Source organism: Maribacter sp. MMG018 (assembly GCF_018100785.1).
Taxonomy (GTDB): Bacteria; Bacteroidota; Bacteroidia; order Flavobacteriales; family Flavobacteriaceae; genus Maribacter.
In genome coordinates, this window is the sequence record NZ_JAGJEC010000001.1 from 1,800,367 (window position 1) to 1,825,418 (window position 25,052).

Sequence of the window (25,052 nt, forward strand, 5' to 3'; positions counted from 1 at the left end):
AATCCATAAATTATTAGTGTTAAAATAAAACATATTTTAAAAATTGCTTGTTTTTTCCATAATTCTTTTCTTTATTTACATGTGTATTAATTACACTTAATATTGTTATATGTCTGTTTGACATTAGAATCTATAATTAAACTTTGATTCAGTTTTAATTTATTAATGGATTTTAGGATTGGAAAATGGGTAATTAGTTAGGGTAGTTGTAGTTAATTGAAATACGGGATAGGAAGTTTTCGCATCAGGTAAATGCATCAGAAAATTGATATAATCTTGTCATCCAAAATTTTTAGATGGGTGATTGGAGTGAAAGGTAGTTTGTTGAGTTAGTTACATATGGGGCATTTCAAAACATTTTGTTGTGTCCCTATTTGTTTTGAACTAATCGTTGAAAATTAATAATGTAGGATGATATGAAAATAGTAATGAGAGAAGTAAAAGATTAATTATTTAGGTAATAATCTGATAATGAATATTATATGCCGTTGTGTTATAGTCGTTGTTCCTAAGTTCTTAGGGTAGTTTTTTTCGTTGGTTACTATTTTTAATAAGTGCGAAATAATAAAGTGTAATTGTAACACTTTATAAATTTCAATTACTTATATTTACTCCGTAAAATTGAATTATAGTATGAAAAGGTTTGTTATTGGCTTGGATTATGGTTCAGATTCCGTTAGGGCCGTACTAATTGATTCGGAGAACGGTAAAGAAATCGCTTCAGAGGTACATTGGTATAAGAGGTGGAAAGAAAAGAAATATTGTGATCCGTCCATTAATCAATTTAGACAACATCCGCTTGATCATATAGAGGGGTTGGAGTTTACTATAAAATCCGTCATGGATAAGAGTAAGGTAGACTCAAAAGATGTTAAGGGCATATGCATAGATACTACGGGATCTTCTCCCATACCGGTAACCAAAGATGGCACTCCCTTGGCCTTGGTAGATGGTTTTCAAGAGAATCCGAATGCCATGATGGTACTTTGGAAAGACCATACAGCTATTAATGAAGCCGAACGTATCAACCAATTAGCGGAAAGTTGGGGGGGAGAGAACTTTACAAAATACGTAGGTGGTATCTATTCTTCTGAATGGTTTTGGGCGAAGATAGCCCATGTTGTTAAAGAAGATGTGAAGGTGAAGAACAAAGCATATACTTGGATGGAGCATTGTGATCTAATGACCTACATTCTTATAGAAAATAAAGACTTACGGTCTTTTAAAAGAAGTAGATGTGCTGCCGGTCATAAAGCAATGTGGCACGAGAGCTGGGGAGGATTGCCTCCTAAAGAATTTTTAGCGTTGTTAGATCCATATTTGGCGGATTTAAGAGATAGTTTGTACGATGAGACCTATACCTCTGATGAGGTCGCTGGCAATCTGAGTAAAGAATGGGCAGATAAATTAGGCCTGACCACAGATACCGTTATAGCGGTCGGCACATTTGACGCTCACTCAGGGGCGGTCGGTGCCAGAATAACTGAAAATGCCCTTGTTAGGGTCATGGGTACTTCTACTTGCGATATTATTGTGGCAGATGCAAAGGCTGTTAATGGTAGGACTATAAAAGGTATTTGTGGTCAGGTAAACGGTTCTGTTATACCTGATTTGATCGGATTAGAGGCAGGGCAGTCCGCTTTTGGCGATTTACTGGCTTGGTTTAAAGAACTGCTTGCTTGGCCTATTGATAACTTGGTGATGACCTCCGATATTTTGTCAGGTCAACAAAAAGAGAAATTAAAAGATGAAGTCGAAAGCAAGTTCATGGCCGAACTCTCCATCGCGGCCGAGGCTATTCCATTGTCGGAGAGTATACCAATAGCACTGGACTGGATCAATGGTAGAAGAACCCCGGATGCGGACCAAAATCTTAAAAGTGCAATTTCAAATTTGTCACTAGGTAGTAAGGCTCCCCATATTTTCAAAGCTTTGGTCAATGCCATTTGTTTCGGTTCAAAAAAGATAGCGGACCGTTTTCAAGAAGAAGGGGTTAAAATAGATACCGTTATTGGTATTGGAGGAGTAGCCAGAAAATCGCCTTACATTATGCAAACCTTGGCGAATGTGATGAATATGCCCATAAAAGTGGCCGCTTCGGATCAGGCCCCTGCTTTGGGAGCTGCTATCTATGCAGCTGTAGCTTCTGGTATTTATTCTAATGTAGTGGAGGCAAGCGCACAAATGGGTAGTGGATTTGAGGCCGAGTATCACCCGCAAAAAGAAACCACAGCTATGTACCAACAATTAATGGACTCATATACGGACTTGGGCAATTTTGTAGAAAGTTCAATTAAAAAAACTAAATAATATGGGGTCAAAATATAAAGAACTTAAAGAAGAATGTTTTGAGGCTAATATTGAGCTTAACGACCTAGGTCTGGTTATTTATACTTTTGGTAATGTAAGTGCTGTAGATAGAAATAGTGGTGTTTTTGCAATTAAACCAAGCGGCGTGCCCTATGAGAAGCTTAGACCGGAAGACATTGTGGTATTGGATTATGACAATACTATTGTAGAGGGTACGATGAGACCATCTTCCGATACTAAAACTCATGCATTGCTTTATAAAAATTGGAGCCATATAGGGGGTATAGCCCATACGCACGCAACTTATTCGGTAGCCTGGGCTCAAGCACAGAAAGATATTCCTGTTTTTGGGACAACACATGCCGATCATTTAACGGCAGATATACCTTGTGCCGAACCAATGAAAGATAGTCTTATAGAAGGAAACTATGAGCATAATACAGCAATACAGATTATTGATTGTTTCAAGGAAAGGGGATTGTCCTCCGAAGAAGTAGAAATGGTTTTATTGGGCAACCACGGGCCGTTTGCTTGGGGAAAGACCGCAGCAAAAGCTGTGTATAACAGCAAGGTTTTGGAGACCGTTGCGCAAATGGCGTACCTGACACTTCAGATAAACCCGAACGCACCAAGATTAAAAGAAGCCTTAATAAAAAAACACTATGAGCGTAAGCATGGTAAGAATGCCTATTACGGTCAACAAGAACAATAATAAATATACGAAATCGAATATGATTGAAAAAGAAGTATGGTTTGTCACGGGTAGCCAGCATTTATATGGTCCTGAAACACTTAAGCAAGTAGCTGAAAATTCTCAAGAAATTGTCAAAGGCTTTAATGTTTCCAATAATATTCCGATAAAAATTGTTTATAAACCCACCGTTAAAACTCCTGCTGAAATAACGGATATCTGTCTTTTGGCAAGTTCAACAAAAAACTGTATTGGTATAATTGCTTGGATGCATACTTTCTCGCCAGCAAAAATGTGGATAAAAGGGTTAAGTATGTTGAATAAACCGCTATGCCATCTACATACACAATTTAATGCTGAGGTGCCTTGGAAATCTATAGATATGGATTTTATGAATCTAAACCAGTCTGCCCATGGCGATAGGGAATTTGGCCATATGATGACCAGAATGCGCAAGGACAGGAAAATTATTGTTGGGCATTGGAAAGAGGAAAGACTTCAAAAAAAACTTGGTAACTGGGCTCGCGTAGCCTTGGGGTGGGATGAATTTCAACATCTAAAAGTGGCAAGGCTAGGAGACAATATGAGAGAGGTTGCTGTAACCGATGGCGACAAGGTAGAGGCCCAATTGAGATTTGGGTTTTCGGTCAATGGCTATGATTCCTCTGATGTGGTAAATCACATAAAAAAGGTAACAAAGGAAGAAGTGGATGCCCTGCTGGAAGAGTATGGCAATCTGTATGAATTAAGTAAGGATTTACAAATAGGGGGAGCTAAAAGACAGTCTTTGGTAGATGCGGCAAAAATTGAATTAGGCTTAAGGGCTTTCTTGGATCAAGGTAGCTTTAAGGCATTTACGGATACTTTTGAGAATCTTGGCGAATTGAAACAATTGCCGGGTATTGCTGTTCAAAGGTTAATGGCGGACGGTTATGGTTTTGGTGGTGAAGGCGATTGGAAAACTTCTGCCTTGCTAAGAGCTTTAAAAGTGATGGCCACAGGTCTTAACGGGGGAACTTCTTTTATGGAGGATTATACCTATCATTTTACCCCCGAGAAGTCGTATGTAATGGGATCGCATATGTTGGAAATATGCCCTTCGATAGCTGATGCAAAACCTTCTTGTGAAGTACATCCCTTAGGAATTGGAGGGAAAGAGGACCCGGTTCGCTTGGTTTTCAACGCCCCAGCCGGTCCGGCCATTAACGTATCTCTGGTAGATCTAGGAAATCGTTTTAGGTTGGTGGTCAATGAGGTAGAAGCAGTAAATCCTATGGGTAAATTACCTAATTTACCCGTTGCACGGGTATTGTGGGACCCCAAACCCGATTTAGAGATTGCCGCTACGTCTTGGATCTTGGCGGGTGGAGCCCATCATACAGTATATACGCAGGCTTTGACCACTGAGTTTATCGAAGATTTTGCGGAAATGGCAGGAATTGAGTTGGTGGTGATAGATAAAAATACAACTGTCAGAGATTTAAAAAATCAATTAAACGCCAATGAGGCCTATTATCATTTGTTCAAGAATAATCTGTAAAATCCATAACCATGAAACCATTCGTTAAATTAAGTTATTCGATTATCTTACTGGGAATATTTGTTCTTAACGTTAATTGTAAACAGAAAACCATGAAGAAAAGTAACGAAGAAGTATCGGTGCCTAAAACAAAGCCGATAAGTATCGAAAGAAATGATTTTGGTGTAACCAATGAAGGGCAAAAGGTAGAGCTGTTTACTTTAATAAATAAAGGAGGGGTATCTGTTGATATAATCACCTATGGTGGCCGTATCACTTCTTTAAAGGCTCCCGATAATAAAGGGAAGATGGAAAATGTTGTTCTTGGGTTTGATAATTTGGAGCAGTATGAAGAAGAAAATCCATTTTTTGGGGCATTGGTAGGGCGTTACGGCAACCGAATAGCGAAAGGGAAATTCACTTTGAATGGCACTGAATATACTTTGGCAAAGAATAACGGCGAGAACAACTTGCACGGAGGAATAAAAGGTTTTGATAAAGTCGTGTGGCAAGTAGAGGGTACGGAGGAATCCGATTCCTATGTTTCTTTAAAATTAAGTTACCTAAGTAAGGATATGGAAGAAGGTTTTCCGGGGAACCTAACAACCGTTGTTACCTATACGTTGAACAAGGATAATAGTTTAGATGTTCTGTACGAGGCTACTACCGATAAAACTACTGTGGTGAACCTTACACAGCATTCTTATTTTAATCTTTCAGGTGATTTTTCACAACCGATTTTAGACCATGAATTGCAAATTGCAGCCGATACATATGTTCCAGTCGATGGCGGGTTGATTCCTACGGGAGATTTGGCCTCTGTTGAAGGAACTCCTTTCGACTTTAGGGAACCGAAGCTTATAGGCAAAGATATTGATGCTAACGACGAACAGATAAAGTTGGGCGGTGGTTTTGACCATTGTTGGGTTCTTAAGGGGGCTGAAAAAGGGTATCGTTCGGTAGCAAAGGCATACCATCCAGGTACGGGGCGTACGCTGGAGGTTTTAACGACAGAGCCCGGAATACAATTTTATTCAGGTAATTTTTTAGATGGAACACTACCTGCTCCAAATGGGGGAACTTATGCTAAAAGAAGTGCCTTTTGTTTAGAGACCCAACATTACCCGGATTCACCTAACCAACCTGGATTTCCTTCCGTAGTTCTAGAGCCAGGTCAAAAATATAAGACTAAAACAACCTTTAAACTAGCAACCAAATAACCAATTATTATGAAACAATTAGATACTTTAGATTGGATAAGTATATCGTTATACTTTCTACTTCTAGTGGGTATAGCCATTTGGGTTATCCGTAAGAAGAAGGCAAATACAGAAGACTATTTCCTGGCAGGAAGAAATGTGGGATGGTTTGTAGTAGGGGCTTCTATATTCGCATCCAATATTGGTTCTGAACATGTTGTGGGGCTGGCAGGTACAGGGGCAAGTAATAAGTTGCCTTTGTTAATTTATGAGATACAGGCTTGGGTGGTCTTGATCTTGGGCTGGGTGTTTTTACCCTTTTATGCCCGTAGCGGTGTATTTACCATGCCCGAGTTTTTAGAGAAGCGGTTTGATGCGCGCTCTAGATGGGTACTCTCTATCTTTTCCATTGTGGCCTATGTGCTTACGAAAATATCGGTAACCATTTATGCTGGTGGCGTAGTGGTCTCCGCATTGTTGGGCATAGATTTTTGGACGGGTGCCATTGCCACCGTATTGTTAACAGGGGTGTATACCGTTTTGGGTGGCATGCGTGCCGTTGTATATACAGAGACTTTGCAGGCCGTACTTTTGATTATCGGTGCAGCTGTGCTAACTTTTATAGGTTTAGATAAAGTTGGTGGTTGGGGCAGTATGGTAGATACCTTGGGTCCTGAATATTTTAATATGTGGAGACCGGCAACAGATCCAGATTTTCCATGGCCTTCATTGTTGATTACAAGTACCATTGTGGGTATTTGGTATTGGTGTACAGATCAATATATAGTACAACGGGCATTGACAGCGCAAAACATTAAAGAGGGTAGGAGGGGCACTATTTTTGGGGCCTTGCTTAAACTTTTGCCCGTATTCCTGTTCTTGATACCGGGGGTAATCGCCCTTACATTAAAAATGAGGGGAGAGTTACATTGGGAAAATGCAGATGAAGCGTTTCCTGTATTGATGAGCAATTTGTTGCCCTCAGGCTTAAGGGGATTGGTAGCGGCAGGTTTATTGGCGGCGTTGATGAGTTCGCTTGCCTCGGTCTTTAATTCATGCTCTACATTGTTTACTGTGGATATTTATAAAAAGCTGAAACCGAATGCCCCGGAGAAAAAATTGGTCAGAACCGGACAGATAGCTACGGTTTTTGTAGTGATTATCGGAATTATTTGGATTCCTATCATGGCAAATATTTCTGGGGTTCTTTATGAATACCTGCAAAGTGTACAGTCTTATATAGCCCCTCCGATTACGGCGGTCTTCTTATTGGGTATTTTCTATAAAAGAATTAATGCCACAGGTGCTTTTGCCACATTGATCATGGGTATCGTTGTAGCGTTTTTAAGAATTACTTTAGAGCTTACCAAAGGCAATTTTGATACGGATAGTTTTCTGTATCAATTGGGCGATATGAACTTTTTAAGCTTTGGAGCGTGGTTCTTCCTGTTCTGTATCCTATTTATTATAGTCGTAAGTCATTTAACAAAGGCCCCGGATAGGGAACAGATCGTTAATTTGACTTTTGGGACCATCACAGAAGAGGAAAAGAAAAACAATAAGAGTAGTTACTCTTGGGTAGATATCGCTATTTCTGTAATCGTGGTTATTATCGTAATAGGGGTAATGATTTTCTTTAATGGAAAATAAAAGGATTATTAAGAACCACTAATATCCAATTATATACGAAAAACCAGGCTTATGGCCTGGTTTTTTTCTTTTAATATAGGGAGTGTTAATACACGATTACTATGTGTTAACCTCTAGATATCTTAAAATAGCTTCTATCAAATAGTAATCACCATATGTTAATGGGACATCTATTTCTGTTTTGTTAGGCATATTGCCAACACCATGTTTTAACAGGAAACCGCCGTTTTCGCCATTGTTGGCTATATATTCTGGGGTTGATAGCTGTTGTAATATTAATTCGGCATTGTGCAGGTATTTATCTTTTGGGCCAACCTCGTCAAAGGTACTGAGTTCTAATAGTGCCGAGGCTATTATAGCAGCGGCCGAAGAGTCTCTTAAGGCATTTGGTATTTGTGGAGCATTAAAATCCCAGTAGGGTATTTTATCGGAAGGTAAGTTCGGATGGTTTAAAATATAATCGGCGATATTTTCGGCAAATCGAAGATATTTTAGATCACCGGTTTCCCTGTACATAACCGTGTAACCATAAAGGCCCCATGCTTGGCCTCTGGACCAAGATGATTCATCTGCAGCTCCTTGATTTGTTATTTGTGATTGTACCGCACCTGTTTTTTCATCATAAATCACCACATGATAAGAACTGTAATCGTCTCTAAAGTGATTGTTCATTGTTGTATTTGCATGATTTACGGCGATGTTGTAGTAAGTACTATCATTAGTGTGCCTTGTGGCCCAAAAGAGTAGTTCTAAGTTCATCATATTGTCTATGATGGCAATCAGGTCGCCTTCGTTACCTTTGTTCCATGGGGCATTGTCCCATGATCTAATGGCCTTTACTTTGTCATTGTACCTAGTGGATAAAGATTTGGCACTGTTCAGCAAAATTTGCTCATATTCCTTATTTTCTTGCATTGCGAGGGCGTTTCCAAAACTGCAATACATCATAAATCCCAAATCATGGGTAGAGGAGTTGAATTGCTCTTTTTTTAGATGTGCCATAGATTTTTGGGCCTCTTGTTTTAATGTGGGGGCTCCAATACCTTTATCCAAAAGAAGTAGGCTTCCTGCATAAAACCCACTGCACCACCAATCTGAACCGCTTGTCTCTAGTTTGTTTTTCTCTGAATTATAGGTTTTGGGAAATTCTCCTTTTCGCAGTTGATCGGCCATGTATTTGTATTGGGCCACTCCAGTATTTAAGACATTGTTCAAAGTACTTTTTAAATGGGCATTGGAAGCAGTGGTAACAATACTTTTTACAGGTTGTTTTTCTTTACATGAAAAAAACAAAAGTGCAGATATAAAAATGAAGAGGTATGGTTTAGTGGTCATAATAAGTTTTTTACTTTTTGTTTAGAGGAGCCTAGGCCTTCTATGCCAAGTTCTACGACATCTCCGGGTTTTAAATATTTAGGAGGATTAAAGCCGAGGCCAACCCCAAAAGGGGTGCCGGTAGATATGATGTCTCCAGGGAGCAAGGTCATATAATGACTTATATAGCTAACTATATGAGAAACATCGAAGACCAGATCGGAGGTATTGCTTTTTTGCATCGTTTCACCATTTACTGTTAACCATAGGTCTAGGTTGTGGGGATTCCTTATCTCGTCTTTGGTAACAATATATGGCCCAATAGGGGCGAAGGTATCACAACTTTTACCCTTTACCCATTGTCCATCACGTTCCAATTGAAATTCCCGTTCACTATAATCGTTGTGTAAAATGTATCCGGCTACGTGCTGCATTGCGTCCTTTTTTGCCACATAACTTGCTTTTTTTTCTATGACCAAGGCCAATTCTACTTCCCAATCTGTTTTGGTACTTCCCTTTGGAATAATTAAATCATCATTAGGACCTACAATGGCAGAGGTGGCCTTAAAAAACAGTACAGGTTCTTTTGGTAGGGGCATACCACTTTCTTCCGCATGTTTGGCATAGTTTAATCCAACACAAACTATTTTAGAGGGTCTTTTTATTGGGGGGCCTATTCTGTCTTTCTTATTGAATCTAGGTAGTTGATGTTCTTTCTTGGTTAGATACGACTGTAATTTTTCAAGACCATCGTTACTAAAAAAATCCTCGTCAAAATCTTTGGTGCAACCTGATACATCCACCCAATCACCGTTAGGTAGTTCTACGCCTGGTTTTTCGTTTTCAATATTTCCTATTCTAATAAGCTTCATTAACGCTAGTTTATTTGGTCTATTAAGTTAATGAATACGATGTGGATAAAAGAAGTTAGCTATAATAAAGTTGGTCTCTTTAAGGGGATAAAGGGTAATACTTGACTTAGTGAAGGTTTTCTATAGTTATATGGATAAAAGTTAGATGGCAACTTGACGGGGATTTTGCTTATAAAAAGCCTAATGACTTAATGGGAAAAGTGTACATAAAACAAAAAACCCCAGTAAATACTGGGGTTTTTTGTTTTATAAGTAGTGACCTCGACAGGATTCAAACCTGTAACCTTCTGAGCCGTAATCAGATGCGCTATTCAGTTGCGCCACGAGGCCATTTTAAGCTATTTTATCAATAGCGGGGTGCAAATATATTTCTTTTTACATTTACCACAAAATTAAGACCCTTTATAATACATGGATTTTAAAAGCTATATAAGAGATGTACCCGATTTTCCTAAAAAAGGTATTGTTTTTAAAGACATAACTCCCTTACTTCAAGACTATAAGGCTTTAAAAGCTGCTTCGGAATATTTAGTGGATGGCCTACTTGAAACCAAAATAGATAAGGTAGTAGGTATGGAAAGTAGGGGCTTTCTTTTTGGGCCTATGCTGGCCGAACGACTGCAGGCCGGTTTTGTACCCATTAGAAAACCTGGCAAATTGCCCTATAAAACTTTGAGCGAAGCTTATGACCTGGAATATGGTACCGATACTTTGGAAATTCATATAGATGGTGTAGAACGGGGAGACAAAGTATTGATTCATGATGATGTGCTCGCTACTGGCGGAACAGCAATGGCTGCAGGTAAATTGGTGGAGAAATTAGGAGGCGAAATTGTTCAATTTAGTTTTTTGATAGAACTTTCTTTTTTAAAAGGAAGAGAAAAGATAAAATCTCACCCGATTAATTCTTTGATAACATATTAAGATATGGCTTTGGTGGTAACAAAATACCGCCAGCCAATAATGGCCAATTGCAATTTACTGGCCTTTGATAGATTTAGCCCTCTTTTTGAGTAGGAGGGAAGCAAAGCCTTGTTCAATGTTGCCAAAATCTTGAAGAATGTCTTTTTCAAAGAAAATGATTTTGACAAACATACAAAATTGAAAGCGATTCCATTGTCTACACAATATATTGCTGCTTAAGGGGAATGTAGCATCTATTGCTCTTTCAGGTCTGTTTACTGGTTATGGTCCGTTATAAACAAATTCGTTTTTCGGTATTAGACGTATTGCACAACAAGCGTTATGAGGAGTAAGAGAATAATTTTTAATAAGGTGATCATCTATATGGTTTAAGGTTGATGAAATTATTGTTTCAATCTAAGTTTGTGTAAGATATATAGGATGAATGCCTTGCTACAAGAGATTTTAGATAAATTAATATTTTTGAATACAAAAATGTAAGTTAAATAATGAATCTAGTTTTTAATTGTAGGTGTCGCTCTTGTAAAATGTTTTAATATGGAATTTAAAATAGGGTGTATTGTTTATTTCTAATACATATGAAGGGGGCTATAGTGAATATTTTCTGTTTTGTAGAGCTGTTTCGTTGTAAAAATGCTCTATTCGCAACGTTTCGTTATTTGTAAAAATAAAGAAGCCGCTACTTTATATAGCGGCTTTTTTAAAACAGTTTTTTTTGAGACCGATAATTTATTTTTTAGTGGTTATTTCCACGACCCCATTTTTAGCCTTTTTACCATATATTTTGATGGCGTAGTCTCCTTTTAAAACATTCATCGAGGCAATATTATTTGGATTAAGTTGGTTTGCTTTCTTAGATGAGCTCTTTTTTCCGTCTATAAAATATAGCGGTTCTTGGCCGTTTATAGAAATATAATTTACAAAGGCCGAGTCGTTTTCTCTAATCTCGATTATTTCTATATCATGCTCTTCTTTATTTGAGTCAATGTCCTTTTTTGTGGTTATCTCCATAACGCCATTTTTAGCCTTTTCTCCATATTTTTTAGTAGCGTTATTGCCTTTTAAGACATTCATCGAAGCAATTTTATTTGGATCAAGGTCATTTACGTCTTTAGTGTTGCTTTCTTTTCCGTCAATAAAGAATAATGGCTCCTTGTTATCTGGAGACTTATATGTAATAGAACTGTGCTCTTCGGTTTCCGTCATTTCTTCAACTTCGTATTCTTTATTCCCTATAAAAACAGTGTGGTTTTCAGGGTTTATTACTACATATGTAGGTGATATCGTATCGGTATCTAGATTTGTGGAAAAGCTGTTACTGAACTCATTGGCACTATTTTTTCCTCCTGAGATGTCTAGGGACAACGCCGAGATTTCCCCATTCTTGTTTCTTACCGTCGTGTAAGAGAAATCTATTTTCTCTTTTGCTAGGTCGTTTTTAATTTTGATAAGTTCTTGGTCGGTCGTGGTCTTGGTAATGACTATCTCAATACTTTTTTCAGTACTGTTATTAGTAGTAAGGTTTTCAAATTTGTAGTCGTTTTTAATATTGAAACTTAAAAGGAACAACGCCAAAAAAGGTAAAATAATAAGGCTTTTTAATGCTCTTGATTTTTTTGAAGGATGTTGATTGATCATGACAATTCGTTTTTTGATTAATGAATTAAAAAATGGATTTACTATAGATATATTGCCTTGGCCGATTACCTGTTTTAAAAGAAAATATTGATATTCCTTTTTGTTGATATGCAATTTGCAGGTGTTGGCATCTGCCAAAAACTCTAAGTTTTCTTTTATGGATTTTCTGTACAGCCAAGCAATTGGGTTGAACCATTGTAATGCCAAAAACAGCTCCATTACTATAATATCGATGGAATGGTATTGGGTGGCGTGTACCTTTTCATGGTCTAGTATGGTATCCAATTCTTTTTTCGAATGAAGGTTTGGGTTGTAAACGATCCACCTAAAAAATGAAAATGGAGAAATATTTTTATCGGTGGTAATATATAAGTTGTTCTTATTGGCGTTTTTGGTCCCCGAGATAATTAGTTTTCTAAGATGTTTTATTTCTTTGAACAGTCTATAAAAAAACAGCATGGCACCAAATGTATATATGAATGTAATACATGCGTAGGCGTAGTTAAGGTTCCAGCTTTGATTTACTGTGGTGGTGGCAATATTTGTTACGGAATGTTGGGAAGCTAGTTTTAAGATTACTGTTTTTGTAACATGGATCAGCGGTAATATTGTAGAAATAATGATTCCGGTAAATAGGAATATCCTATTGAAAAAGAAAAAGGTTTCCTTTTTTAATAGGAGTTGATACACACCATAAAATAGTATTAGTACACCACCAGATTTTAGAAGGTAGATTAAAAATGATTCCATTTACTTACGTTTTTCAATTAGGTCTATTATCTCTTGAAGTTCTTCAACCGATATTTTTTCCTCCTTTGCAAAGAAGGATACCAGATTTTTGTATGAATTATCAAAGTAGTCCACAATACTAGCGTTCACGAACTTTTTACGGTAACTCTCTTTAGAAATTATTGGGTAGTACCTATGGGTCTTACCAAAAGCTTCGTGGGCTACATAATTCTTGTCCTCTAAATTTCGTACAATAGTAGAAAGTGTGTTGTAATGGGGTTTTTCGCCTTCTATCTCCGACATTATTTCCTTTACAAAGGCCTTTTTTAAGCGCCAGAGTATTTTCATTATCTCTTCTTCCTTGTTTGTTAGTTTCTGCATTATTGAATAATGTTTCTTCGAAAATAAACTATTTTTTTAGTTATACAACTATAAAAATAGTTATTTAACTATTTTACTCGTTTTTAAAGCTTTTTTGTCGGAGGGGTAAACCAAGACCGTTCTGTTATATTTGCAATCAAATAATTGTTATGCATAATTTTCTTTTTGTAGTGGCCGGTTTGGTATTGCTGATAGCGGGCGGTAACTGGTTGCTGAAATCGGCGGTAGATCTATCGTTAAAATTGAGTATACCAAAAATTGTAGTGGGTATGACCGTGGTGTCTTTTGCAACTTCGGCACCAGAGTTAATTGTAAGTGTAAATGCGGCCTTAGATGGTTTTCCCGATTTGGCCTTGGGTAATGTAGTAGGGTCGAATATTGCTAATTTAGGACTCGTCTTGGCGGTTACCATACTTTTAAGTCCTATTAATGTAAGTAGAAGTTTTTATACTACAGATTGGCCCGTGATGATGTTGGCTTCTGTGCTTTTCTTTTTCTTTATATATTTTGATGGTGTTCTGGTGCAATACGAAGGTATTGTTATGGTTGTTTTTCTTTTTCTGTTCTTGGTATACCTTCTTCGTTTTCAGAAACCGGCTGTTATAGATCTTGAAGATGAGCCGGATGTAATGTTACCTACCTATAAAACGGTACTTTTTCTTGGATTGGGAGGTGTTTCGTTATGGGGCGGTTCAGAATTATTGATTAATGGAGCTGTGGGCTTGGCTACGGCGTTTGGTGTAAGTGAGCGTGTCATTGCTATTACCATAGTATCCGTCGGCACGAGTATTCCTGAGCTGGCGGCCTCGGTGATAGCTGTAATAAAGAAGGAAAAGGCCATCTCTTTGGGTAATTTGATTGGATCCAACATTTTTAATCTTTTGGCCGTTCTGGGCATTACATCTATAATTACCCCGGTAAAGGTAGTGGACCAAGGTTTGTTGTCGAGTGATATTTTTTGGATGCTCGGAATTTCCTTCCTCATTTTGCCGTTGGTCTTTTTTCCGAAAGGTCTTCGTTTGGGCTGGCGAGATGGTTTGTTGCTTATAGGTATTTATTTGGGCTTTGTGTATAGCACTATTGGTTAGTGTAAACATATATTTAAGATATAAAAAAGCGCCTTGGAAATTTCCAAGGCGCTTTTCATGATATCAACAATTAATTAAAATTATATGTTGGCAGATTTAACTGTCTCAACAATTCTGCCTGCAATTTTATATGGGTCGGCGTTAGATGCTGGTCTTCTGTCTTCCAACCATCCTTTCCAACCACTTTCAACAGTTGCAATAGGAATACGGATAGAAGCTCCACGGTCAGATATTCCGTAGCTAAAGTCAGTAATGGCCGCAGTTTCATGAAGACCTGTCAAACGTTGGTCGTTAAATTCACCGTAAACCTCTATGTGCTCTTTAACAACGGGTCTGAACGCTTCACATATTTTTTCATAGGTAGCTTGATCGCCACAAGTTCTTAAAGTAGAGTTGGAGAAGTTGGCATGCATTCCAGAACCGTTCCAATCCATATCCTTACCTAAAGGTTTTGGGTGGTACTCAATGTAGTAACCATAAGATTCCGTTAGCCTGTCTAATAGGTAACGTGCAACCCATAACTCGTCTCCTGCCAATTTAGCTCCTTTGGCGAACAACTGAAATTCCCATTGTCCACAGGCAACTTCTTGGTTTATTCCTTCAAAGTTGATTCCGGCTTCTATACATAAATCGGCATGCTCTTCAACAATATGTCTTCCGTGTGTGTTTTTTCCACCAACAGAACAATAGTACATTCCCTGTGGGGCAGGGTAACCGCCTCTTGGGAAACCTAATGGAAGTTCTGTGGCGCTATCCATTATAAAATATTCTTGTTCAAAACCGAACCAGAAATCATTATCATCATCATCGATCGTAGCTCTACCATTAGATACATGTGGTGTTCCGTCCGCATTAAGAACTTCGGTCATAACCAAGTAACCGTTTTTTCTTGCTGGATCTGGGAACAATGCAACAGGCTTTAATATACAGTCAGAAGAACCACCTTCGGCTTGTCTTGTGGAACTGCCATCAAAAGACCACATAGGACAGTCTTCTAATTTTCCGCCAAAGTCGTTCACCACTTTGGTTTTACTCCTCATGTTTTGGGTTGGGTAATATCCATCTAACCAGATGTATTCTAATTTTGTTTTGCTCATAATGTGATCGTTATGTTTAAATGAAAAAATGACAAACAAAAATACCTTTTTTGTGGTATTATATTCATTTTTTAGGGGGTAAATCTCGAAAAAATGCAATAATTATGTTTTACCCCCATTTTTTAGTGGGTATTTTGTCAAATAGTTATTTTTGCAACGTAATTTTGACAAATTAATAATACGAAATACTATGTCCATACCCAGATTTGATGCAATTGCTCAAAGTTTTCAAAGAGAAACTATTTCCGTAGAGGAAAAAGGAAGGCGTTCAGAAATTTTTGGCGTCAACGTTTTTAACGAAGCAAAAATGCTTCAATATTTGACCAAAGATGCCTATGAGAGTTTAAAAGGGGCAATTTTCTCGGGATCTAAGATAGATCGTAAAATAGCGGACCAAGTAGCGGAGGCAATAAAAGGATGGGCCATATCAATGGGGGCTACTCATTATACCCATTGGTTTCAGCCATTAACGGGTACTACGGCAGAGAAGCACGATGCATTTTTTGATCTTACCGTAGATGGTATAGCATTAGAAAAGTTTGGGGGTGGACAGTTGGTGCAACAAGAGCCCGATGCTTCCAGTTTTCCAAATGGCGGTATCAGAAATACATTTGAAGCTAGGGGGTATACCGCTTGGGATCCTACTTCACCGGCTTTTATATATGGTACAACATTATGTATACCTACCATATTTGTTTCGTACACAGGGGAGGCACTAGATAATAAAGCTCCATTGTTAAGGGCGTTGAGCGCTATAGATGAAGCGGCCACCAACGTTGCCAAATATTTTGATAAAAACGTTGTCAAGGTAAACGCTACCTTGGGATGGGAGCAAGAATATTTTTTGGTCGATAAGGCATTGGCGCATTCTAGGCCCGATATTATTTTAACCGGTAGAACCTTGTTGGGCGAGGCCGCTGCAAAAGGCCAGCAATTAGATGACCATTATTTTGGTGTAATACCAAGACGAGTGCTGAGCTTTATGAGCGATTTGGAAAAAGAATGTACCAAATTGGGTATTCCGGTTAAAACAAGACATAACGAGGTGGCTCCTAACCAGTTCGAACTGGCGCCCGTATTTGAAGAGGCGAACCTTGCCGTAGACCATAATCTTTTATTGATGGATGTAATGGATAAAATTGCCGATCGTCATCATTTAAAAGTACTTTTTCATGAAAAGCCCTTTTTAGGGGTCAACGGTTCGGGCAAGCACAATAACTGGTCATTGTCTACAGACACAGGGGTTAATCTGTTGAGCCCTGGTTCTACACCTATGAAGAACCTGCAGTTTCTTACCTTTTTTGTGAATACGATAAAGGCGGTTGATACGTACGAAGAGTTGTTAAGGTCGTCTATAGCCTCGGCCGGTAATGATCATAGATTGGGGGCCAATGAAGCTCCGCCCGCAATTTTGTCCATTTTTATAGGTACGCAACTTAGTAATGTACTCGATGAATTGGAGGGTGTTTCAAAAGGTAAACTGTCACCGGAAGAAAAGACGGAATTAAAGTTGAACGTAGTGGGCAAGATTCCAGAAATTCTTTTGGACAACACCGATCGTAACCGTACTTCTCCTTTTGCGTTTACCGGTAATAAGTTTGAGATGAGAGGGGTCGGCTCTAAGACCAATTGTGCCAAACCTATGACTGTTCTTAATACAATTGTGGCCAAGCAGTTAAAAGATTTTAAGAAGGAAGTAGATGTGTTGATAGATAAAAAGGGCCTAAAAAAGGATGAGGCCATTTTTAATGTATTGCGAGAATATATCAAAACCTCTAAAAGAATCAGGTTCGATGGTGACGGATATAGCAAAGAATGGGAAAATGAAGCGCTAAAAAGAAAATTAAGTCATAACAGAAATACTCCCGATGCCTTAAAGGTATTGTCGTCAAGTGCCAGTATAGAACTCTTTAAGTCTATGAAGGTGATGAGCGAAGTAGAGTTGATGGCAAGAAAGGAAGTGGAGCTGGAGGCTTATGTGATGCATTTACAAATAGAAGGTAGAATGTATGCGGAACTTGTATATAACAGTGTGGTTCCGGCGGCCATTGCCTATCAGAACAAGTTGATAAAAAATGTTACCGGTCTAAAAGAGATTTATGGTGCGGCGCATAAGAATTTTACGGTTATACAGTTGGCAATGATAGAGGAGATAGGGGAGTACCTGACAGGATTGAAAAAAATGACCGATGCTTTGACCGATGCCCAGAAAAAGGCCAATGCAATAACCGATACTGAAAAAAAGGCTATGGCATATTGTAATGATGTTAAACCTTATTTTGACGATATTAGAAATTATTCTGACAAACTAGAAAAATTGATAGAAGATCAGCTGTGGCCACTTACAAAATATAGTGAGCTTCTGTTCATCAAATAAATATTAAAAATAAGAATCGACTTTTTTGCCTGAAGAGCGCTTTGGGCTTGGAGTTTCGTACAATTACTATATTTTTGCCACAAATACCAACTTATGTCCTCATCCCATAGCGAAAGATACAATCAACGGGGCGTTTCTGCCTCAAAAGAAGATGTGCACAATGCCATTAAAAACATAGATAAAGGCCTGTTTCCAAAGGCTTTTTGCAAAATTGTTCCTGATTATTTGACCGGTGATGAGGATTATTGCTTGGTTATGCATGCCGATGGTGCAGGTACCAAATCGTCTTTGGCCTATATGTACTGGAAGGAAACGGGAGATTTGTCGGTCTGGAAAGGCATTGCCCAAGATGCGTTGATCATGAATATTGATGATTTGATCTGTGTGGGGGCTACCGATAATATTATGCTTTCGTCTACCATAGGAAGAAATAAGAATAAAATTCCCGGAGAGGTCTTATCGGCGATCATAAATGGCTCCGAAGAATTGATCAAGGAGTTGGAAAGCTACGGTATTACCATAAAATCTACCGGTGGTGAAACTGCAGATGTCGGAGATTTGGTAAGAACAATAATTGTAGATTCTACCGTAACCGCAAGGTTGAAAAGGGAAGATGTAATAGACAACGCGAATATTAGCGAAGGGGATGTAATCGTGGGGTTTGCTTCTTATGGCAAGGCAGATTACGAGAGTGAATATAATGGCGGCATGGGCAGTAACGGGCTTACATCTGCCCGACATGATGTTTTTGCCAAATATCTGGCCGAAAAATATCCGGAGAGCTACGATGCCGAAGTGCCGACAGAATTGGTGTATTCGGGGAAAGTAAAATTAACGGACGAGGTGGAGGGTTCTCCTCTAAATGCAGGAAAATTGGTGTTGTCTCCTACTAGAACATATGCTCCCATCGTGAAAAAAATATTGTCGAAATACAACAAAAAAGATATTCATGGTATGGTTCATTGTAGTGGTGGGGCGCAGACAAAAATTCTTCATTTTATCGACGAGTTACATATCATAAAAAACAATCTTTTTGAAATACCGCCCTTGTTCAAATTAATTCAAGAACAATCGGGTACGGATTGGAAAGAAATGTATCAAGTTTTTAATTGTGGTCATCGTCTTGAAATCTACACGAACAAAGACACTGCGCAAGATTTGATATCTATAGCCAACAGTTTTGGGGTTGAGGCTAAAATAATAGGAAAAGTAGAGGCTTCGCCGACCAAAAAACTTACTATCGAAAGCGAATACGGCGTCTTTGAATATTAAGGCATACGAATTGCCCAATAACTGCGTTCTTTTATTATAAATGTCAATGTCTTGCTATGGAAAGAAAACAGTTTTTAAAAAGTCTTGGGGCTGGAGCGGCTTTTGCCGTTACTTTTCCTTGCTTGGGGAGTTGTTCAAAAGATGATGGGGTAGAAGGTGATATTGTCGAAGAACCCACGGGTGTGGATTTTACAATAGACTTAACCTCTCCCGAGGCCGCCGATTTGGCTGAAAATGGTGGATTTATTTTAAAGAATTTAGTGGTCGTGGCCAGAAACCTGGAAGGCAATTTTGTAGCCGCAAGTCAGGTTTGTAGCCATCAGAGCTATGATGAAGTGAGGTTCGTGGATCAAGAAGGCGGATTCTTTTATTGCGATGTTCATGGATCACGTTTTGCACAAGACGGTAGTAACCTTAACCAGGTAGATAGTAAAACGCCAAAGCCATTAAAAATCTATCAGACAGCGTTGGAAGGTAATATTCTCCGTGTATTCGAATAATCATGATTTTAGTTCCCAAATCTAATAACCTTGAAACAAAAGTTTCCTTACTTTAATAATGCGATTAATTTTATGGGCTTGACCGCTTGGGGTATCTTGTGCTCCACCGTGGTTGCACTTGGGCAGAATGTTTCACTTTTAAATGTAGATAAGTGAAACGACAATTAACTGTATTTTTTATATTCTTTACATTCTGTGTTTTTGGGCAAGAAAAGAATTACTTGACCGTAAAACAGTCTGTGCCGCTAATGGGTGGTTCAATTGAAATTACCGTGGTTTCAGAGAACGAAGATCTAGGGTACATAAATATTCAAGAAGCTGCAGGTGAAATAGGAAGAATAGAGAAACTGATTTCTTCTTGGGACCCAAATTCTGAAACTTCCCTGATCAATAAGAACGCTGGTGTAAAACCGGTTTCCGTAAGTTTAGAACTTTTTAAACTTATAGAAAGATGTAAACAGATTTCTGAAATTACCAATGGAGCTTTTGATATTACATATTCATCTTTGAACGATGTTTGGAAGTTTGATGGTTCTATGACATCAATGCCTACTAAAGACGAGATTGACAATGCTATGTCAAAAGTAGGATATCACAATATAATTTTAGACCCTAGTAATAATAGTGTCTATCTAAACAAAAAGGGTATGAAAATATCTTTTGGGGCTGTAGGAAAAGGGTATGCGGTAGATAAGGCCAAAGAGCTGTTGGTTTCTAAACAGGTAATAGCTGGTGTTATAAATGCATCTGGTGATATAACCACATGGGGAACAAAGGCAAGTGGCGAAAAATGGTTGCTGGGGATTGCCAACCCAAATAACCGAAAAAAAATATTTACTTGGTTGCCGTTGTTGGAATCATCAGTGGCAACGACCGGAAACTCTGAAAAATTTATAAAGATAAACGGGGTAAAGTACAAAGATATTCTAGACCCTAGAACGGGTTATCCTATTAAGAAAACCATTCAAAATGTGACCATTTTCTCAAAAAGTGCAGAGCTATGTGACGCTTTGGCAACGGCTATTATGGTCATGGGCAAAGATGCGGGTTTGTCGTTGGTAAACCAACTAGGCGGCACAGATGTTATAATCGTGGATTCTAACAATACCTTGTATAAAAGTGATGGTCTTTTGTTGGATAAAATACCGTAAAATTTACGACGGTAATTTTCTTGCCTTATAGAAGTAGCTTTAATTTATAGTCGTCTTTTTTAATAATTTCAGAATATCTTCCATTAAATGTTGCGATAGCGTATGGTCATTGAATTTTGGTTTTGAGACATGAATGAAAATCAAAACTAGATTTATTTCAAATTAAAGGGATCAACAAATTTGTCGTAATTTCGCAAGACAAGTGAAGTAAGCACATGATAGATAAGTTAAACATTGTAAAACAACGTTTTGATGAGGTTTCCGATCTCATTATTCAACCCGATGTTATTTCGGATCAGGTTCGTTATGTAAAATTGACGAAAGAGTATAAGGATCTTAAAGATCTAATGGCAAAGCGTGATGAATATCTGGAATTGACCAATAACATTGCCGAAGCCGAAGAAATTATTGCAGATGGTAGTGACGAGGAAATGTTGGAGATGGCTAAAATGCAATTGGAAGAAGCTAAATCGAAACTACCTGCACTAGAGGACGAAATTAAATTAATGCTGATCCCTAAAGATCCAGAAGACGCAAAAGACGTGGTTATGGAAATTAGGGCAGGAACAGGTGGTGACGAGGCTAGTATTTTTGCCGGTGATCTGTTTCGGATGTATACAAAATACTGTGAAAGCAGAGGCTGGAAAACAAATGTGATTGATCTTAGCGAAGGTACAAGTGGAGGTTATAAGGAAATACAGTTCGAGGTAACGGGCGAAGACGTTTATGGTACTTTAAAATTTGAAGCCGGAGTCCATAGGGTGCAAAGGGTGCCACAGACAGAGACCCAAGGTAGGGTGCATACGAGTGCAGCAACGGTCATGGTATTGCCCGAAGCAGAGGATTTTGATGTTCAAATAGATCCCAAGGATGTTCGAATCGATTTTTTCTGTTCTTCGGGTCCTGGTGGGCAGTCGGTGAACACGACGTATTCAGCTGTGCGCTTAACCCACATTCCTACAGGTCTTGTAGCACAATGTCAAGATCAGAAATCGCAACATAAGAACAAGGATAAGGCCTTTCGTGTATTGCGTTCAAGATTATATGATCTAGAGCTTGCCAAAAAGCAAGAGGAAGATGCCGCAAAAAGAAACTCTCAGGTCAGCAGTGGCGACAGATCGGCAAAAATTAGAACGTATAACTATCCTCAAGGTAGGGTTACCGATCACAGAATAGGGCTTACGCTTTATGATCTTTCCAATATCATCGATGGGGATATTCAAAAAATAATCGACGAGCTAAGTTTGGTGGAAAATACCGAGAAATTGAAAGAAGCTTCCGATATTTTTTAATTAGACCTTCAAAAACCGGTTTTCATTGCTATTTGACTTGTAACGGGTTTATATACAACACTATGACGACGAAAGATTTAATTGAACAGATACATAAAAAGAAATCTTTTCTATGTATCGGCCTTGATACGGATTTAGACAAGATACCTTCTCATTTATTGGATGAAGAAGACCCTATCTTTTCCTTTAACAAAGCTATAATAGATGCTACACATCACTTATGCGTCGCGTATAAGCCCAATATCGCATTTTATGAGGCGTACGGTATAAAGGGGTGGCAATCTTTAGAAAAGACTATCGATTATTTAAATACCCAATACCCGGAGCAGTTTACCATCGCCGATGCCAAACGTGGTGATATCGGTAATACTTCAACAAGATATGCTAAGGCCTTTTTTGAGGATTTAGCTTTCGATTCTATCACTATCGCCCCATATATGGGAAAAGATTCGGTAGAGCCCTTTTTGTCATTTAAAAATAAGCACACCATTCTTTTGGCCCTAACCTCCAATGTTGGTGCTTTTGATTTTCAAACAAAGAAAATTGAAGGTGATGAACTGTACAAAGAGGTGTTGAAGGTTTCTAAAACTTATAAAGGGGCAGAAAATCTAATGTATGTGGTCGGTGCAACGAAAGCCGAATACTTATCGGAAATTAGAGAAATAGTGCCAGAGAGTTTTCTTTTGGTTCCTGGGGTAGGCGCACAAGGGGGTAGTTTAAAAGAGGTTTGTAGATATGGCATGACCAAAGAGGTAGGTCTATTGGTAAACTCTTCCAGAGGTATAATTTATGCCTCGAACGGAAAAGATTTCACTATTGCCGCCCAAAAGAAAGCTGAAGAACTACAAATGCAGATGCAAGAGGAACTCAACAATTTAAAATAATCTATACTAGGCTTTCTAAGGCCTTTTGAAGTTTCTTTGCCTTTTGTTCAAAAAAATCGCCCAATTTTGTATTGGTATGCTCAATATTAGAGGCTTTGTCCAAAAAATTTTGGTATTGATATTCTAACATTGTCACGGCATCTGCCTTTGCCGTAATTGGGGTAACCGATCCTACTTTGCAATATTGCTTTTCCATAATAATAATTTGTTCTTACAAATATACGTGCAGAACAGGGTTTTGGATGTTGGTAGGTAGTGTTATACATCTAATAATGATGTAATTTGTCTTTTTTTTAACATTAACCTCGTATTATCTTCAAAAAGAGGGGTGTTAGCATATAATTATGATATCAGCAGGTTTACATTAAGAAAAGAATCTATACATTGTACGCTGCATTAAATTTAAGCAAGGCAAGAACGCATACATTGTTAAATTATACGAAGTACATACATGGGGAATCTAATACGTGGGTCACGTTTGTTCATGGTGCCGGTGGAAGCTCTTCTATATGGTACAAACAAGTGCGAGAGTTTAAAAGATACTATAACGTATTGTTGTTAGATTTAAGAGGACACGGCGGTTCGCAATCAAAACCAAAAGACTCGTTGCAACCGGATTATACTTTCGATGCCGTTACCGATGATATTTTAAGGGTAATCGATCATGAGTCTATAGATAAATCTCATTTCATAGGTATATCGTTGGGAACGATATTGATAAGGAATCTTGCAGAACATCATCCGCATAGGGTAGAGAGTCTGGTTATGGGAGGAGCTATTATGAAAATTGATCTTCGATCTCGTTTTCTAATTCGTTTAGGTACTTTTTTTAAGCCGGTAGTACCCTATTTATGGTTATATAAACTTTTTGCTTTTATAATAATGCCGCATAGAAACCATAAAGAATCACGAATGCTGTTCGTTAATGAAGCAAAGAAACTCTGTCAAGATGAGTTTGACAGGTGGTTTAAGCTTACGGCAGATGTACGACCTCTTTTAGAAGTTTTTAGGCTTAAGGATATTGGGGTGCCCACTTTGTATATAATGGGAGAGGAAGATTATCTCTTTTTGCCTACGATAAAAAAGATTTCGGCCGATCAAGAGAATGCAAACCTTTTTATTATTCAAGATTGCGGACATGTCGTAAATGTTGAGCAACCAGATTTGTTCAATAGAATGGTAATCGGGTACTTTGTTGGAATGGAAAACCATGCGCAAAGTGTAATGGCATAGCCCAGGATCATAAATAAAAGAGAAAGTCTCCAAATAAAAAAAACCGATGCTCCCATCGGTTTTTTTAACTAACTAACTCAAAAAATACTAACTCAAAAACTGAAAATAAGAATTTTGCTCATGTAAAGTATCAGGTGAATAAATAGTTGATACTTAAATTTTTAACGTATTATAGATAGATATATTGTTGTAAATGTTAAAAAAAATATTCTTAATCCTGTAGGGCGAAAACTTTACGCAGTAAATCCGTTGTTCTTGATGATGCTTTGGTCCTAATTTCCTTTTCTTCCAGTGCGATCATTGTAAAAACTCCTTCCAATGCCTCATTGGTAACATAATCCGTTAAATCTGGATTTACATCGTTTGTAAGGGGGATAGAATTGTACTTATTGATCAAGTTGCTCCATATTTTATCTGCCCCTACTTTTTCAAAAGACGATTTTATCACGGGGTTAAATTTGCTGTAAAGTTCTGTTTGTGTTTTATCCATTAAATACGTCGTGGCGGCTTTGTCATCACCCAGCAATATAGATTTGGCATCGTTGAACGACATTTCCTTTACGGCGTTAACAAAAATTGGAGTAGCCTCTGAAACGGCATCTTCAGCGGCTCTGTTCAGAACCTTTAGGCCTTCATCCGCTAAATTTCCAAGGCCAATATCTCTCAATGTTTTGTCTACTTTGGCCAACTCGTCGGGTAATAAAACTTTTACCAGTTCATTTTTGTAAAAGCCATCGGTTTTGGTCAGTTTGCTTACTTGTTCTGTAATGCCTTTGTCCAATGCGGCTTTTAATCCATTTGCAATTTCTTCGTTGCCCAAAGTGGTGCCCGTAGGTAATTGGTTAACTACTTGTTGCAACTCGTTACAAGATACCACCATAAATAGTGTAAAGACGAAACTTAATTTTTTTATCATGTTCTTTAAATTATA

Annotated in this window: 22 protein-coding genes and 1 tRNA gene; 14 read left to right on the forward strand and 9 right to left on the reverse strand. The window is 38.2% G+C overall.

Going from position 1 to position 25,052, the window contains the following annotated elements; translation table 11 throughout:
• Positions 1 to 633 precede the first annotated feature (633 nt).
• From J8L85_RS07725 to J8L85_RS07745, 5 genes are all read left to right on the forward strand, one after another.
• Positions 634 to 2,310 (forward strand): ribulokinase, encoded by a 1,677-nt coding sequence (locus tag J8L85_RS07725; RefSeq protein WP_211016064.1) that lies wholly within the window; start codon positions 634 to 636, stop codon positions 2,308 to 2,310.
• A 1-nt stretch (position 2,311) separates the two neighbouring features.
• On the forward strand, positions 2,312 to 3,022 hold the full coding sequence (locus J8L85_RS07730) for an L-ribulose-5-phosphate 4-epimerase (protein WP_211016066.1): 711 nt from the start codon (positions 2,312 to 2,314) through the stop codon (positions 3,020 to 3,022).
• Entirely contained in the window at positions 2,994 to 4,541 is a 1,548-nt protein-coding gene (gene araA, locus J8L85_RS07735; RefSeq protein ID WP_247656611.1) for an L-arabinose isomerase, read from the forward strand. The genes J8L85_RS07730 and araA overlap by 29 nt, the downstream gene beginning before the upstream one ends.
• Before the next feature lie 92 nt (positions 4,542 to 4,633).
• Complete coding sequence (locus J8L85_RS07740; RefSeq protein ID WP_247656578.1) at positions 4,634 to 5,740, forward strand: aldose epimerase family protein; 1,107 nt, start codon at positions 4,634 to 4,636, stop codon at positions 5,738 to 5,740.
• Between the two features lie 9 nt (positions 5,741 to 5,749).
• Positions 5,750 to 7,369, forward strand: a complete 1,620-nt coding sequence (locus tag J8L85_RS07745) for a sodium:solute symporter (protein ID WP_211016070.1) — start codon at positions 5,750 to 5,752, stop codon at positions 7,367 to 7,369.
• Between the two features lie 99 nt (positions 7,370 to 7,468).
• Here J8L85_RS07745 and J8L85_RS07750 read toward each other — a convergent pair whose 3' ends face one another.
• From J8L85_RS07750 to J8L85_RS07760, 3 genes are all read right to left on the reverse strand, one after another.
• Complete coding sequence (locus J8L85_RS07750; protein ID WP_211016072.1) at positions 7,469 to 8,704, reverse strand: glycoside hydrolase family 88 protein; 1,236 nt, start codon at positions 8,702 to 8,704, stop codon at positions 7,469 to 7,471.
• On the reverse strand, positions 8,701 to 9,555 hold the full coding sequence (locus J8L85_RS07755) for a fumarylacetoacetate hydrolase family protein (RefSeq protein ID WP_211016075.1): 855 nt from the start codon (positions 9,553 to 9,555) through the stop codon (positions 8,701 to 8,703). Before J8L85_RS07755 ends, J8L85_RS07750 begins: the two co-directional genes overlap by 4 nt.
• 256 nt (positions 9,556 to 9,811) lie before the next feature.
• A tRNA-Arg gene (locus J8L85_RS07760) sits at positions 9,812 to 9,885 on the reverse strand.
• A gap of 81 nt (positions 9,886 to 9,966) precedes the next feature.
• On the opposite strand from J8L85_RS07760, the gene J8L85_RS07765 reads away from it, so the two are divergent.
• The gene (locus J8L85_RS07765; protein ID WP_211016077.1) at positions 9,967 to 10,479 is read left to right on the forward strand and encodes an adenine phosphoribosyltransferase; all 513 of its coding nucleotides are present in this window, start codon (positions 9,967 to 9,969) and stop codon (positions 10,477 to 10,479) included.
• On the opposite strand, the gene J8L85_RS07770 is transcribed toward J8L85_RS07765, so the two are convergent.
• The 3 genes from J8L85_RS07770 to J8L85_RS07780 form a co-directional block, all read right to left on the reverse strand.
• Positions 10,476 to 10,628 (reverse strand): SsrA-binding protein, encoded by a 153-nt coding sequence (locus tag J8L85_RS07770; RefSeq protein ID WP_211016078.1) that lies wholly within the window; start codon positions 10,626 to 10,628, stop codon positions 10,476 to 10,478. The genes J8L85_RS07765 and J8L85_RS07770 overlap by 4 nt on opposite strands.
• Before the next feature lie 580 nt (positions 10,629 to 11,208).
• Positions 11,209 to 12,867: a M56 family metallopeptidase gene (locus J8L85_RS07775; protein WP_211016080.1), complete on the reverse strand. Its 1,659-nt coding sequence runs from the start codon at positions 12,865 to 12,867 to the stop codon at positions 11,209 to 11,211.
• Entirely contained in the window at positions 12,868 to 13,227 is a 360-nt protein-coding gene (locus tag J8L85_RS07780) for a BlaI/MecI/CopY family transcriptional regulator (RefSeq protein WP_211016082.1), read from the reverse strand.
• A 149-nt stretch (positions 13,228 to 13,376) separates the two neighbouring features.
• Between J8L85_RS07780 and J8L85_RS07785 the strand changes: the two genes are divergently transcribed.
• The gene (locus J8L85_RS07785) at positions 13,377 to 14,315 is read left to right on the forward strand and encodes a calcium/sodium antiporter (protein ID WP_211016085.1); all 939 of its coding nucleotides are present in this window, start codon (positions 13,377 to 13,379) and stop codon (positions 14,313 to 14,315) included.
• A gap of 80 nt (positions 14,316 to 14,395) precedes the next feature.
• On the opposite strand, the gene J8L85_RS07790 is transcribed toward J8L85_RS07785, so the two are convergent.
• On the reverse strand, positions 14,396 to 15,412 hold the full coding sequence (locus J8L85_RS07790) for a glutamine synthetase beta-grasp domain-containing protein (protein WP_211016087.1): 1,017 nt from the start codon (positions 15,410 to 15,412) through the stop codon (positions 14,396 to 14,398).
• 190 nt (positions 15,413 to 15,602) lie between these two features.
• Here J8L85_RS07790 and J8L85_RS07795 point away from each other — a divergent pair, with 190 nt between their 5' ends.
• The 6 genes from J8L85_RS07795 to pyrF all read left to right on the forward strand — a co-directional run bounded on the left by J8L85_RS07795 (position 15,603) and on the right by pyrF (position 22,888).
• Positions 15,603 to 17,789 (forward strand): glutamine synthetase III, encoded by a 2,187-nt coding sequence (locus tag J8L85_RS07795; protein ID WP_211016088.1) that lies wholly within the window; start codon positions 15,603 to 15,605, stop codon positions 17,787 to 17,789.
• Positions 17,790 to 17,882: 93 nt separating this feature from the next.
• Positions 17,883 to 19,061 carry an AIR synthase related protein gene (locus J8L85_RS07800; RefSeq protein ID WP_211016090.1) on the forward strand — a complete coding sequence of 393 codons (1,179 nt, stop codon included), beginning with the start codon at positions 17,883 to 17,885 and terminating at the stop codon, positions 19,059 to 19,061.
• A gap of 56 nt (positions 19,062 to 19,117) precedes the next feature.
• Positions 19,118 to 19,561, forward strand: a complete 444-nt coding sequence (locus J8L85_RS07805; protein ID WP_211016093.1) for a Rieske 2Fe-2S domain-containing protein — start codon at positions 19,118 to 19,120, stop codon at positions 19,559 to 19,561.
• 152 nt (positions 19,562 to 19,713) lie between these two features.
• Entirely contained in the window at positions 19,714 to 20,712 is a 999-nt protein-coding gene (locus tag J8L85_RS07810) for an FAD:protein FMN transferase (protein ID WP_348771733.1), read from the forward strand.
• Between the two features lie 215 nt (positions 20,713 to 20,927).
• Complete coding sequence (gene prfA, locus J8L85_RS07815; RefSeq protein ID WP_211016095.1) at positions 20,928 to 22,004, forward strand: peptide chain release factor 1; 1,077 nt, start codon at positions 20,928 to 20,930, stop codon at positions 22,002 to 22,004.
• Between the two features lie 62 nt (positions 22,005 to 22,066).
• A complete protein-coding gene (gene pyrF / locus J8L85_RS07820; RefSeq protein WP_211016097.1) occupies positions 22,067 to 22,888 on the forward strand; it encodes an orotidine-5'-phosphate decarboxylase in 822 nt (273 codons plus the stop codon).
• Position 22,889: 1 nt separating this feature from the next.
• Here the strand turns inward: pyrF and J8L85_RS07825 are convergent, their stop codons facing one another.
• The gene (locus tag J8L85_RS07825; protein ID WP_211016099.1) at positions 22,890 to 23,084 is read right to left on the reverse strand and encodes a hypothetical protein; all 195 of its coding nucleotides are present in this window, start codon (positions 23,082 to 23,084) and stop codon (positions 22,890 to 22,892) included.
• Positions 23,085 to 23,314: 230 nt separating this feature from the next.
• Between J8L85_RS07825 and J8L85_RS07830 the strand changes: the two genes are divergently transcribed.
• The gene (locus J8L85_RS07830) at positions 23,315 to 24,121 is read left to right on the forward strand and encodes an alpha/beta hydrolase (protein ID WP_211016352.1); all 807 of its coding nucleotides are present in this window, start codon (positions 23,315 to 23,317) and stop codon (positions 24,119 to 24,121) included.
• Between the two features lie 211 nt (positions 24,122 to 24,332).
• Here the strand turns inward: J8L85_RS07830 and J8L85_RS07835 are convergent, their stop codons facing one another.
• Positions 24,333 to 25,037: a DUF4197 domain-containing protein gene (locus J8L85_RS07835; RefSeq protein WP_211016101.1), complete on the reverse strand. Its 705-nt coding sequence runs from the start codon at positions 25,035 to 25,037 to the stop codon at positions 24,333 to 24,335.
• Positions 25,038 to 25,052: the final 15 nt, after the last annotated feature.

Bases quoted from the DNA above. Each gene is read 5' to 3' on its own strand.
- J8L85_RS07835 (WP_211016101.1), bottom strand. From the start codon at position 25,037: ATGATAAAAAAATTAAGTTTCGTCTTTACACTATTTATGGTGGTATCT.
- J8L85_RS07750 (WP_211016072.1), bottom strand. From the start codon at position 8,704: ATGACCACTAAACCATACCTCTTCATTTTTATATCTGCACTTTTGTTT.
- pyrF (WP_211016097.1), top strand. From the start codon at position 22,067: ATGACGACGAAAGATTTAATTGAACAGATACATAAAAAGAAATCTTTT.
- J8L85_RS07740 (WP_247656578.1), top strand. From the start codon at position 4,634: ATGAAGAAAAGTAACGAAGAAGTATCGGTGCCTAAAACAAAGCCGATA.
- J8L85_RS07790 (WP_211016087.1), bottom strand. From the start codon at position 15,412: ATGAGCAAAACAAAATTAGAATACATCTGGTTAGATGGATATTACCCA.
- J8L85_RS07755 (WP_211016075.1), bottom strand. From the start codon at position 9,555: ATGAAGCTTATTAGAATAGGAAATATTGAAAACGAAAAACCAGGCGTA.
- J8L85_RS07780 (WP_211016082.1), bottom strand. From the start codon at position 13,227: ATGCAGAAACTAACAAACAAGGAAGAAGAGATAATGAAAATACTCTGG.
- J8L85_RS07825 (WP_211016099.1), bottom strand. From the start codon at position 23,084: ATGGAAAAGCAATATTGCAAAGTAGGATCGGTTACCCCAATTACGGCA.
- J8L85_RS07745 (WP_211016070.1), top strand. From the start codon at position 5,750: ATGAAACAATTAGATACTTTAGATTGGATAAGTATATCGTTATACTTT.
- J8L85_RS07775 (WP_211016080.1), bottom strand. From the start codon at position 12,867: ATGGAATCATTTTTAATCTACCTTCTAAAATCTGGTGGTGTACTAATA.
- araA (WP_247656611.1), top strand. From the start codon at position 2,994: ATGCCTATTACGGTCAACAAGAACAATAATAAATATACGAAATCGAAT.
- J8L85_RS07730 (WP_211016066.1), top strand. From the start codon at position 2,312: ATGGGGTCAAAATATAAAGAACTTAAAGAAGAATGTTTTGAGGCTAAT.
- prfA (WP_211016095.1), top strand. From the start codon at position 20,928: ATGATAGATAAGTTAAACATTGTAAAACAACGTTTTGATGAGGTTTCC.
- J8L85_RS07800 (WP_211016090.1), top strand. From the start codon at position 17,883: ATGTCCTCATCCCATAGCGAAAGATACAATCAACGGGGCGTTTCTGCC.
- J8L85_RS07805 (WP_211016093.1), top strand. From the start codon at position 19,118: ATGGAAAGAAAACAGTTTTTAAAAAGTCTTGGGGCTGGAGCGGCTTTT.
- J8L85_RS07765 (WP_211016077.1), top strand. From the start codon at position 9,967: ATGGATTTTAAAAGCTATATAAGAGATGTACCCGATTTTCCTAAAAAA.
- J8L85_RS07785 (WP_211016085.1), top strand. From the start codon at position 13,377: ATGCATAATTTTCTTTTTGTAGTGGCCGGTTTGGTATTGCTGATAGCG.
- J8L85_RS07725 (WP_211016064.1), top strand. From the start codon at position 634: ATGAAAAGGTTTGTTATTGGCTTGGATTATGGTTCAGATTCCGTTAGG.
- J8L85_RS07795 (WP_211016088.1), top strand. From the start codon at position 15,603: ATGTCCATACCCAGATTTGATGCAATTGCTCAAAGTTTTCAAAGAGAA.